Below are 12,051 nucleotides of genomic sequence, written 5' to 3' on the forward strand. Positions count from 1 at the left end.
AAATCAGATAAGCAAACCGCCATAAGCAAACTCGCACGGCGCGGGCTATGGATCGCATCAATCGATGGTTGGGAATGCGATGGGGCGTGCCTAGACTGGCACATCCTCTCACTCTCAAAGCTGCGCCGATGCGCGGCGACATGCCATGACGAACACTGCCTCTCATGCCGCCCCGCCGGTCAGTCCCGTGCTTGACGCGTTCATCGCGGCGTCGGCGATTGCCTTCGGGCTCTATGTCAGCGCGCCGTCACGTGCCGCGATGGTACGTGCCACGCTGGCACGCTCGGCGAAGCGCGACCTGCGAGCGCGTGCACAGGACCGCTGGCCGACGTGGCGTGCGCGCTTGCGCCGTGGCGCGGCGGTGGCGCTGAGCGTCGCGGCCATTCTGCCGTTCTCGAGCAACGCAGCGAAGGCGGCAGATAAGCCGGTGCTCGTCGTGGGCGATCAGGCCTATAACGCGCAGAGTCTGTTCGAGGCGTCGGGTGCTTTGCAGGACGCCCCTTACACCGTCTCATGGAAACAGTTTCCCGCCGGTACGCCGGTCATCGAAGCAGTGAATGCGGGTGCGCTCGACATTGGTTTGCAAGGAGATGGCCCGGTGCTGTTCCTCGCCGCACAGGGGGCGCCGGTCAAGGTCATCGGAATTTATCGCGATAGTCCGGACAGCGTGGTACTGCTCGCGGGACCGCATACGCAGATCAAGACGGTGGCCGATCTGAAGGGGAAGACGGTGGCGATCACGCGTGGCGGCTGGTCGCAGCAGTTGGTGCAGGCGGCGCTGGTGTCTGCCGGGCTGCCGCTCGATTCGGTGAAGTACTCGTATCTGGCGTCGGTCGATTCGGCCGCTGCGTTACAGGCAGGCAAGGTCGATGCGACGGCGACCTGGGAGCCGTATGTGACGCGCTTGCGTCAGGCGGGCGCGCGCACCGTCGTGACGGCGCGCGGCCTGATCGCGGCGCAGAGCTATCTGTCCACAACGCAGAAGGTGATCGACAGCAAGCGCGAATTGCTGGGGGACTTCGTGCAGCGCTATCAACGTGCGCGTGAATGGTCGCTCGCGGATGCGAAGCATATCGAGCGTTACGCGGACGTCTGGGCCGCGAAGTCGCGTGTCGATCCGAAGCTGGCGCATCAATGGTTCAGCACTTCGCGCATTCGCTATGAACCGCTGACGGACGCTGCGATTGCCGAAGCGCAGAAGAGTGTCGACGACTTCGTCAAAACCGGCACGCTGACGAAGGGCTTCGACGTGCGTGGTCTGTTCGATACGTCGTTCAACAAGTTCACGCAGGCGGCGCGGTAACGTCAGGCGCTCACGCGCTGCAACACCTTCTCGCCACCGAACGCACGCGGGCGCGGTGCATCGACGCGCTCGCGCAGCAACTCGACCGCCCGTTGCGCGCGTGCCGACAGCGGCCACTCCGCGCGATGGATCAGCCATAGCGTATCCACGACCGGCGGGCCGCAATCCACGACACGAATAGCGTCCTGTGATGCGAACGCCTGCCGCGCGTACTGCGGGATGACGGTGAACCCCAGCCCACGCGCGACGTATTCGAGAATCAGGCTGATCTGATTCGTACATCCCTTGCACGGCAGACTCTGCACCCCCGGATTGCCCGGAAAGCGGCGACTGAGCAAGCGCGTCGACATCGCCTCGCCATCGGGGTGATCGATGAAGCCGATGCGCTTGAGATCCTCCCACTTATGCACGTCCTCACCGGCGGGCACCACAAGTTCGAGCGGTTCCTGCGTGAACGGCGTTGCCGTCAGCCGGGGATCGTCGGGGCGCAGCGTCACGAGGCCCAGCTCGAAGTGATTCTGAAGAATGCCTTCGAGCACTTCGCGATCGGGTGCGAAACGGTGACGCACGGCCATCGCGGGATTCGCCTGCTGCATATCGAGCAGGATCGGACAGAGATACAGCCCGATGCTCCCCGGCGTGATAAGGTTGATGTTGCCGCATTCCTCGTTCGCATCTTCGAGGCTGGCGCGCAAGTGACGCCCCGCGCATTCGACCTGTTCGCAATAGACGAGCAGCGCCTGACCGGCGGGCGTCAGTTCCACGGCACGCGGGCGGCGCACGAGCAACGGGCCGAATTCCTCTTCGAGATGCTTGATGTGCTGGCTGACCGCCGCCTGCGTCAGCCCCAGCTGGTCGGCTGTGCGGGTGAAGTTACCCAGCTCGGCGAGCGTGGCGAAGGATTTGAGCCACTGGGGATTGACCATAATGAAGTGTTATCGAATCGATAATTTGCAGATGGTTTCCATTATAGCGATGTGGGGCTACCATTGCTTGCGTCGATCCAACCGGTCGAGTTGCCGTGAAGACCGCCCCGAGCCGCAGGCTCCGCCGGCCGGCACTGCTGTGCCCTGACAATGCCCCCAATTAGAGAAACCTCATGTCTGCCCTGTTTTCCCCGTTTGAACTGAAGAGCGCCAAGCTGCGCAACCGCATCGCGATCCCGCCAATGTGCCAGTACAGCGCCATCGACGGCGTGACCAACGACTGGCACCTCGCCCACTACGCCAGTCTGGCGCGCGGTGGCGCAGGTCTGGTGATCGTCGAAGCGACCGCCGTGTCGCCGGAAGGCCGTATTTCGCCGGGATGCACCGGTCTGTGGAACGACGAACAGACGGCTGGCATGGCCCGCATCGCAGCGGCCATCAAGTCGCACGGCGCGGTGCCGGGCATCCAGATCGCCCACGCGGGGCGCAAGGCAAGCGCCAATCGTCCGTGGGAAGGCGACGACCATATCGGTGAAGACGACCCGCGCGGCTGGCCGACGATCTCGCCGTCCGCAGTCGCCTTCGGTGGCGACCTCGGCAAGGTGCCCAAGGCGATGACGCTCGACGACATCGCACGCGTGAAGGCCGACTTCGTGGCCGCCGCACGTCGTGCGCTCGCCGCAGGCTTCGAATGGCTCGAACTGCACTTTGCCCACGGTTATCTGGCACAGAGCTTCTTCTCGCTGCATGCCAACCATCGCGAAGACAACTACGGTGGCGACCTCGCTGGTCGTAGCCGTTTCCTGCTGGAGACGCTGGCTGCCGTGCGCGAAGTGTGGCCGGAGCATCTGCCGCTCACCGCGCGTTTCGGCGTCATCGAGTACGACGGCCGCGACGAAGAAACGCTGGCGGAATCGATCACGCTCGCGCGTCAGATGCGCGAAGGCGGTCTGGATCTGCTGAGCGTGAGCGTCGGCTTCTCGACGCCGAACGCGAACATTCCCTGGGGCACGCCGTTCCTCGCACCGATTTCGGAGCGCGTGAAGAAGGAAGCGGGGATTCCGGTGGCATCGGCGTGGGGTATCGACGATCCGGTCGTGGCGAACCGCATCGTGGCAGACGGCCAACTGGATCTCGTGATGGTGGGCCGCGCCCATCTGGCGAACCCGCACTGGCCGTACTTCGCTGCGCGCGAACTCGACGAAAAGCGTCCGACGTGGGTGCTGCCCGCGCCTTACGCTCACTGGCTCGAACGCTACCGCGCACCGCGCGCCGCTTAAGTCGCACGAAGTCAGTCACACGCATCGCTCGAAATGCAACGCCCCCGGACGTCACGAGACGCCGGGGGCGTTTTTTTGCGCTACGCGCGCAAAGTCCGTGGTGTGATGCCTACCAGTTGATATCCACGCAAAGCACATGCAACCCCTGCTTCGCGGGCGATGCGATGGAGGCCGTCACGCACAGGTGCGCCTCGTTGATCGAGAGATAGGGCGGTGTGAAATGCACTTCGCCGGGCGCGCGCATGGCCTCGATGAAGTACGGACGCCGCGCCCAGTTCGCGCCTTCCGAATGCAGCAGCGGACGGAAGCGTTTGGCGCGTTGTGACGAATGACTGTGCGGCAGCACGTTGTCGCCGATCTGGCGGCCGACCGCGTCGAGCAGGAAGCAGCGTGCGGCGTCGGGTAGGGCGAGCAGGTCGTGCGTTGCCTGACGAATGTCCTGTCCCTGTGCAATGCGCGCCGCCGCCGATTCGATCCCGGCGACATACGGCGCGAGTCGTGCATGCTGTGCCCGTTCGCGCTCGATGATCTGGGTGCGCAGCGCAGACGAGAGCGCGTCCATGCGCTCGGCCGCCACCTTCGGCGGCACGGGGTCGAAATCCGGCGCGGCGAAATACTGGCCCTGCACGAAATCGACATTACATTCCAGTGCGATCAGCGCTTCGCGATCCGTCGTGAGGCCGCCCATCATCACCAACTGTCCCGATTCGTGCAGCAACGACACGAGGCCCGGCAGCACGCGCGCGAGATGCGATTGCTCGGTGGCCTGCGCCAGAATGCCGCGATCGAGCACTACGATATCCGGACGCAGATCCCACACACGGTCGATGTTCGAGTGTTTCGCGCCGAATCCGCCCAGCGCAATCAGGAAACCTGCCTTGCGCAGACTGCCGACGATCGCACCGAAGCGCGGCGTGTCGCCGCCCGCCTGTTCGGGCACTTCCAGGACAACGCGCTGCGGCGATAGTCCGGTCGCCTTGAGCGTGGCGATCAGCGCGTCGCCATAGACCGTATCCATCAGCGCCGCAGGGTGCAGATTCAGAAAGAGCCACGCATCGCGACTGTCGAATTCATGGAAGTTGCCCAGGTGCAGCGACTCGGCGAGTCGGCCCAGCTCCAGCATGTCGCCATGGCGCGCGGCCATCGTGAACACCTCGTGCGACGGCACATGGCGGCCCTGCGCATCGTGTGCGCGCAGCGAGGCGTGATAGCCGATGGCGCGCCGGTGCGAGACCGAGAACACCGGCTGGAAGACGCTGGAGATCGTGAAATCGCCGTATATGACGATGCGCCGACCGTCGTCGGCCGCAGTCATTCGCGGCGGCAGGAGTCCGGGAGCGTCGAGATCGATGGTCATGGTCGTGACAGGCGCGGGGGCTAGCGAAATATATGTACAGAATAGGAGAGCAAGAAGCGTGCTCAAAGGCGCGCGCTATTGTCCCCGATTTTCACGGCGTTTTTCGCGTGTCTTGTGACGCGATGCACCAGAGAATGCCGTCCGCGCCCCAAAGTGGGGCGTGAATGCTGGGGATGGCGGCACTCGCACGCGCGGCATCGCCTTCCCGTGGGCTGCGTAGCCGAACTAGGGGGCCAGCACCTGCGCCCGCCGGGCTACTCGGGCAAGGGCCAGCGCGCACACCGCATTGAAGACGTGCAACCCACCGGGGCCGAGCAGCGTTACGGCCAGCGACGCGATCATCGGGCCGAGCAGGCCGCCGACGGAAAAGAGGATGAGCAGCGTGGCGCTTACGCCGATGCGCCGCTCCGGCTCGGTGCGGTCGTTCACATGGGAGACGATCAGCCCGTACTGCGTGAAGTTCACGGCCGAGAACAGGAACATCAGCAGGAAGACCAGCCAGTGCGCCTGAATGAAGATGAGCGGTGCGCAGAACACGACCGACGCCAGCGCCAGACGCCGCGACACCGTGCGCCGGTCCATGCGGTCGGACAGGCGTCCCACTGGCCATTGCATGAGCAGCGCGCCGAAAAGCGCCACGCCCATCAACGTCGACAGACTGCCGATGGAAAAGCCGATGCGCGTGAGATAGACCGGCATCATCGCGTAGAACGCGCTGTACAGGAACCCGGCGAGAATGCAGCCCGGAATGGCAATCGGCGTGGCGCGCGCCATTTCCGTGATGCTGTCGAACAGACTCATCGCCGGTTGTTTGACGAGCCGCTCGTCGGCCACGCGCGTGGGCCAGCCCTGCATCAGCGTGATCGGCAGAATGGCGGCGACGAACAATCCGGCGACGAGCAGTAACTGCCCTTCGCTACCGGCCTCGCCGATATTGAGCAGGAACTGGCCGGTGCTCACCGCGAGGTAGTTGATCGTGAGGTACGACCCGAACACGCGTCCGCGCATGGTGTTCGGCACCGACCCGTTGAGCCAGCTTTCCACCGTGGTGTACATGCCCATCAGTGCGAGGCCGGTGCCCACGCGAAGCAGACACAACAACAGCATCGACTCGGAGACCGCGAAGCCCATCACGAAGAGGGCGCCCAGCGCCGTGAACGCTACGAACGCTCTATGCTGCCCGATGCGCTCGATCAGCGAGCGGTTGCAGAACGCGCCGAGGAGGAAGCCCGCGTAGTAGCACGACTGGATCACCCCGATGGTGAACGTCGATGCACCGAACTTCAGGGCATGGAAAGGCACGGCAGTGACGAACAGCCCGTTGCCCACGACCAGCACGCCGTAGCCCAGCAGAATACCCATGAGCGCGGGGTAGACGCTGATGGGTAAGGGAACGGCGTCCGCCGGGGCAGGGCCGGGCGGCGTCGACGGCGTACCGAGCAGCGAGGCTTCGGACAGCGGGCCGGGACGATCGGGTTCGTCCTCGGCAATGGCAATGGCAGGATCTAGCGACGGATCGCGTTGCATTCGATTTCGAGGGCTCGCGGGCCAGAGAATTGGGGGCAAAGGCTTGCACGAGCTTTCATCATCGCACGATGAAGACACTTAGGCGAACTGATCACGGTGTCGCGTGCACCGTCGAGCGCAAAAGCACAAAGGCGTGCCCCGGTGCAGGACACGCCTTTTCATGACTTCTTTCAGCGCCGCGTGCTCATCATCGGCGTCAAGCGTCTGATGTCGATCAGTGCTCCGTCACCCCGGCGCCGTGCCACACTTGCTGGCGACGCTTGCGACTGCCGATCCACGCGGCCGACAGTGCACTGATGAGCCCTGCCACTAGCACGTAGATGCAGATCATCCACGGCTCGCCGCCATTCTTCTGCAACAGGTACGTGGCGATGATCGGGCTCAGGCCGCTCGCGAAGATGCCCGAGAACTGATAGACGAACGAGATACCGGTGTAACGAACCTTTGCGTCGAACAGTTCGGAGAAGAGTGCAGCCTCGGGACCGTAGACCGACGCGTAGATCACACCCAGCGGAATGACGATGGACAGCCATACCAGCATGACGTTGCCGCCGCTCGCCTTCATCAGCCAGAACCCGCCGAACGACGACAGGCCGGTCGCGAGCGACCCCCAGAAGTAGATGCGCGTGCGCCCGATGCGATCGGAGAGCTTGCCGAAGAACGGAATGGTAAAGATCATCACGAACGCTGCGGCCATCACACCGGTCAGTGCTTCGGTCTGCGAGAGCTTGAGCGTCTGCGTCAGGTAAGCAATCGAGAACACGCCGAAGATGTTGAAGAACACGCCGTCGATGAAGCGCGCACCCATACCGGCCAGCACGTTGCCGGGGCTCTTCGTGAGCACTTCTTTGATAGGGATCTTGATCTCGGTGCCCGCCTTTTTGATTTTCGCGAACTCCGGCGTTTCCATCACGTTCAGGCGAATGTACATACCGATGGCGACGAGCCCGACCGACAGGAAGAACGCCACACGCCAGCCCCACGCAAGGAACTGCGCATTCGTCAGCGTGTATGACAGCACGGCCACCACGCCTGAGGCGAGACACAGGCCGAGCGCTAGACCGACCTGCGGAATGCTCGCGTAATAGCCGCGCTTTTCCTTCGGCGCGTATTCGAACGCCATGAGCACCGCACCGCCCCATTCGCCGCCGAGGCCGATGCCTTGCAACACGCGCAGCAGCAGCAGCAGAATCGGTGCCCACAATCCGATCTGGGCATAGGTGGGCACCAGCCCGATCAGCATCGTGGCGATACCCATGATGGTGAGCGTCATCACGAGCATGCTCTTGCGTCCGAGCTTGTCGCCGAAGTGACCGAAGATCACGCCGCCGAGCGGACGGCTCAGGAAGCCCACCGCGAACGTGCCGTAAGCGAGCATCGTCGAGATGAGCGGGTCGCTGCCGGGGAAATACAGCTTGTTGAACACGATACCGGCGACGACGCCGTATAGAAAGAAGTCGTACCACTCGATAGTGGCGCCGATGAGGCTGGCGACGACGACACGGCGCATCTGCCGCGCGTCGGTCCTGGTCGATGCATTCATGGTTGTCTCCGAATCTTGTATTGGTTAGGGGCTAACGTGACTGATACGACTGACGCGACTGACTACCCTGCCAGGGCGACTTCCGCCGTTGCCTCCTCGCGACTGCGGATGTCTTCCTGCATGCCCGACGCGCGCTTCCTGTCTTCGAGAATCATGTCGGCCGCCTTCTCGGCAATCATGATGGTCGGTGCATTCGTGTTGCCCGACACGAGCTCGGGCATGATCGACGCGTCCACGACGCGAAGCCCCGCGAGCCCATGCACGCGCAGACGATCGTCGACGACGGCCATGCTGTCGTCGCCCATCTTGCAAGTGCCCGCCGGGTGATAGATCGATTGGCTGAACTGGCGCGCTGCCTGAAGCAATTCGTCGTCGCTCCGGTACTGCGCGCCGGGAATGAATTCGCTGATGATGTGCGGCGCGAGCGACGGGGCGGCCGCGATGCGACGCGCCACCTTGATGCCGTCGATCACCACACGATGGTCGCGTTCGTCGGACAGATAGTTCGCGTGAATCACCGGGTATTGCAGCGGATCGTTGGAACGGATCTCGACGCTGCCCCGGCTGAATGGCCGCAACTGGCAGACAGACGACGTGAATGCGGAAAAACGATGTGCGCCTTGTCCGGGCTTGTCCGCCGACAACGGCTGCATGTGGAACTGGATGTCGGGCCGCGTGACGTCGGGGCGTGAGCGCGTGAAGATCGTCACCTGACTGGCGGCCAGCGTGAGCGGACCGGTGCGGAACAGCGCGTATTGCAGGCCGATGAGGGCTTTGCGCAGCGGGTTGTTCACTTCGTCGTTGAGCGTGCGCTCGCGGGTCTTGAAGACGAGCCGTACTTGCAGATGGTCCTGAAGGTTCTGACCGACCCCCGGCAAAACATGTCGCAACGCGACACCGGCCTTCGCGAGGACCGTCGTCGGCCCGACGCCTGAGTTCTGCAACAACTGAGGCGAACCTATAGCCCCGGCGGCGAGAATCACTTCCACTCGGGCGCGCGCCTTTTTGCGCTGGCCGTCCTGCAAGTACTCGACGCCCACTGCGCGCTTGCCTTCGAAAAGCACGCGGCACGTCTGTGCACGCGTCTCCACGATCAAATTGCGACGCTCGCGCACCGGCTTGAGAAAGCCCTTGGCTGTGCTCCAGCGAAAACCCTTGAAGGCCGTCTGCTGAAAATAACCGACGCCTTCCTGCGTTGCGCCGTTGTAGTCCTCGTTGAAGGGGATGCCGATGTCCTTCGCGGCGGCGATGAAATGCTCCGCGATGGGACGGCGCAGTCGCAAGTCCGAGACCTTGAGCGGTCCGCCCACGCCGTGATACTCACTCGCGCCATGTTCCTGATCTTCCGACTTGCGAAAGTAGGGCAACACGTCCGCGTAACCCCAGCCACGATTACCGAGGTCGGCCCAATGATCGTAGTCCTCGCGTTGACCGCGTACGTACAGCAGACCGTTGAGCGAACTGGAGCCGCCGAGCACCTTGCCGCGCGGCCAGTCGATCTGACGGTCGGCCACGTTGGTGTCGGCTTCGGTGCGATAACACCAGTCCAGTTCCGGGTTGTGCATGGTCTTGAAGTAGCCGACCGGCACGTGAATCCAGGGATTGCTATCGGGGCCGCCAGCTTCGAGCAGCAGCACCCGGTTTGCGGGATCTGCACTCAGACGATTGGCGAGCACGCATCCGGCAGAGCCCGCGCCGACGATCAGATAGTCCACCTCGTGTTCCATACCGCCTGTCTCCTGCTGAGCAATTCACGACGTTTCTCCCGGGGGATGAAACGATTCGTTTCGGTTTGTTTCGATCCAATGTCGGCGAGCGATGGGCAAATGCCAAGCGAAAAAAGGCCGGGAAGCGGAAACTGAAACGGAATTCGCGCTTGGCGTCTCAGAACGAGGCGATTGTTGCAGCGCATCTGCGGGGTTTCACTGAGTCGGGGCGATGGCGGTGCTGAGGGTGAGACGGACACCGATCGCGTGACGTCAGGCGATCCTCACGGGTAATCCCGAGGCTGATCGGCATCAAATAATTGGTATATTTTGTTTCTTTTATTGATCGTGTCGAATTTCTGTCGACGTGAATCGTCAGACTCCGGAAGACGATTCGAAGCGATGAAAGCAGGAGGCGGAATGCACGGAACGCAAGGGGCGCGCGAGGGGGCTCGGGACGCGGGGGCGCTCGACGACGCCGAGTTGCGCGCAAGCGACGAAGCGAGAAATTTGCGCGCGCTGGCCGTCATCGAACGGCTTGCGATGGCCGGGCAACCGTATACGTTGTCGCAGCTCGCCACGCGCCTGTCGATTCCGAAGGCAACGCTCATGCGTCTCATCGAGGCGCTGGAAGTCTGCGGCTACGTCTCACATGTACCGGATTCGCGCGGCTCCGAGCGCGGGCTGTCGCTGGGCCCGCGGGCGGCACGGCTCGCCCTCGTCACCCTGGCCAACAACAACTTCACGCGCGCGGCACGCTCGCTGCTGCGCGCGCTTGTCGACCGCGTCGGCGAGACCGTCAACCTCACGGCGCTCGACGGCGACGAGGTGCTCTACATCGAACGCGTGGAAACGAACGAGCCGTTGCGCATGCAGATGCATCCCGGCATGCGCGTGCCGCTGCACTGCACGGCGAGCGGCAAATTGTTCTTGTCGCAAATGGCGGTGGCGGAGCGTCGTGCGGTGATTTCGCGACTGTCGCTCAAACGCATGACGCCGCGCACGATCACCGACGCGAGCCTGCTGGAAGCGGAACTCGACCGGCTGGCGGCGCGCGGCATCGGCATCGACAACGAAGAGTTCGTACGCGGCATGGTCGCCGTAGGCGTGCCCGTGCGTGCGCCGGAGGACGGACACGTGCGCGCGGTACTCGCCGTGCATGGCCCGACGGCGCGCGTCACGCTGGAACAACTGATGGGATTGGTGCCGACGCTGCGCGAGACGGCGATGGCGCTCGCGCCGCTGCTCGACTGGCAGCGGGCAAGCAAGGTAGAGGCGATGGCGAAGCGGGCAGAAGCGGAAGACGGGAGGGTCGTCCCCGCGACGGAAAGGTCCGAAAGCTGACGCGTCAGAACGTTTTCGCCAGTTCCTTTGCGGCTTCTTGCAGGCGCGGCACGAACTCCATCGCCTTGGACAGCGACGTGCGCGACACCGGTGCGTGAACGGCCACTGCGGCGATACATCCGCCGTCTTCCTTGAGGACAGGCGCGGCCACGCAGGCAATCCCCAGCACGAACTCCTCGTTATCGACAGCAATGCCTTTGTGTGCAATGCGGTCGAGTTCGCTTTCCAGCAGTTCGGGATCGGTGAGCGTGTTGGGCGTGAAGCGTTGCAGCTTCATGGCGCGCAGCAGCGCGGCGCGTTGCTCGCGGGGCATCATGGCCAGCAGCAGCTTGCCGCTCGCGCTGCTGTGCGCGGGCACGTGCGAGCCGGGCTTGAGATCGAGACGCAGCGGCCACGGCGCTTCCATGCGGTCGAGGTACAGCACCTCGGTCTCATGCAGCATCGTGAGGTTGCACGTCTCGCCGAGATCGGCCACGAGACGGCCGAGAATTGCATGACGCATACGGCGCGCGCCCGCTTGCATCATCACCCCGAGGCTCAATTGCGCCAGGCGCGGGCCGATCACATAAGCGTTCTTCTGACCCGGTTCGCGAATCACGAGACCGCCGGCTTCGAGCGAGCCGAGCATGCGATGCAGCGACGCCTTGGGCATCTGGATATCGTGCGCCATGTCGGCGAGCGAGACGGGCGCGTCGGCCGCCACGAGGTACTCCAGCAATGCGAACGCCCGCAGGGTCGGGGTGTCCGCCTTGTTGTCTGACGGGGAGTCGTGGGCAATCGCTACGTCGTTCATATGCGCCGTTCCGGAAAATGGATCAGCGGTATTGTACCCAAACAGGTTATCGACCGGCATTGGCAGCGTCCAGATACATAGGTTTCGGTTAGGTTCGGTTTCAGTTCATTCGAATCTAGTCGACGCCATGGGGGACCGTCAATCAGTGTTTTAATTATTCGGAACGAATTGTATCTAAAAATGGTTAACGCTATGATGCGCTGAAACTGCCCCGCATCTCGATGGGGCGTATTGCCTTGATACTGCCTTGGTACTGCCTTGCCCTTTGGAGA

At 63.4% G+C, this 12,051-nt stretch carries 9 protein-coding genes; 3 read left to right on the plus strand and 6 right to left on the minus strand.

Going from position 1 to position 12,051, the window contains the following annotated elements:
- The first annotated feature begins 145 nt into the window (after positions 1 to 145).
- Entirely contained in the window at positions 146 to 1,303 is a 1,158-nt protein-coding gene (locus NA29_RS03830; protein ID WP_052252498.1) for an ABC transporter substrate-binding protein, read from the plus strand.
- Between the two features lie 2 nt (positions 1,304 to 1,305).
- Here the strand turns inward: NA29_RS03830 and NA29_RS03835 are convergent, their stop codons facing one another.
- The gene (locus NA29_RS03835; RefSeq protein ID WP_039395918.1) at positions 1,306 to 2,229 is read right to left on the minus strand and encodes a LysR family transcriptional regulator; all 924 of its coding nucleotides are present in this window, start codon (positions 2,227 to 2,229) and stop codon (positions 1,306 to 1,308) included.
- A gap of 173 nt (positions 2,230 to 2,402) precedes the next feature.
- On the opposite strand from NA29_RS03835, the gene NA29_RS03840 reads away from it, so the two are divergent.
- On the plus strand, positions 2,403 to 3,509 hold the full coding sequence (locus NA29_RS03840) for an NADH:flavin oxidoreductase/NADH oxidase (RefSeq protein ID WP_039395920.1): 1,107 nt from the start codon (positions 2,403 to 2,405) through the stop codon (positions 3,507 to 3,509).
- A gap of 109 nt (positions 3,510 to 3,618) precedes the next feature.
- Here NA29_RS03840 and NA29_RS03845 read toward each other — a convergent pair whose 3' ends face one another.
- The 4 genes from NA29_RS03845 to NA29_RS03860 form a co-directional block, all read right to left on the minus strand.
- On the minus strand, positions 3,619 to 4,866 hold the full coding sequence (locus NA29_RS03845; protein ID WP_039395922.1) for a sensor domain-containing phosphodiesterase: 1,248 nt from the start codon (positions 4,864 to 4,866) through the stop codon (positions 3,619 to 3,621).
- 225 nt (positions 4,867 to 5,091) lie between these two features.
- Positions 5,092 to 6,393, minus strand: coding sequence for an MFS transporter (locus NA29_RS03850; protein ID WP_052252499.1), 1,302 nt, complete (start codon positions 6,391 to 6,393; stop codon positions 5,092 to 5,094).
- Between the two features lie 214 nt (positions 6,394 to 6,607).
- Positions 6,608 to 7,936 (minus strand): MFS transporter, encoded by a 1,329-nt coding sequence (locus tag NA29_RS03855; RefSeq protein WP_052252500.1) that lies wholly within the window; start codon positions 7,934 to 7,936, stop codon positions 6,608 to 6,610.
- Positions 7,937 to 7,998: 62 nt separating this feature from the next.
- Entirely contained in the window at positions 7,999 to 9,663 is a 1,665-nt protein-coding gene (locus NA29_RS03860; RefSeq protein WP_039395924.1) for a GMC family oxidoreductase, read from the minus strand.
- A 522-nt stretch (positions 9,664 to 10,185) separates the two neighbouring features.
- Here NA29_RS03860 and NA29_RS03865 point away from each other — a divergent pair.
- Entirely contained in the window at positions 10,186 to 10,986 is an 801-nt protein-coding gene (locus NA29_RS03865) for an IclR family transcriptional regulator (RefSeq protein WP_231965170.1), read from the plus strand.
- Positions 10,987 to 10,990: 4 nt separating this feature from the next.
- Here the strand turns inward: NA29_RS03865 and NA29_RS03870 are convergent, their stop codons facing one another.
- A complete protein-coding gene (locus NA29_RS03870; protein ID WP_052253183.1) occupies positions 10,991 to 11,779 on the minus strand; it encodes an IclR family transcriptional regulator in 789 nt (262 codons plus the stop codon).
- Between the last annotated feature and the right edge of the window lie 272 nt (positions 11,780 to 12,051).

The sequence above is a fragment of the Pandoraea sputorum genome (genome assembly GCF_000814845.2).
Taxonomy (GTDB): domain Bacteria; phylum Pseudomonadota; class Gammaproteobacteria; order Burkholderiales; family Burkholderiaceae; genus Pandoraea; species Pandoraea sputorum.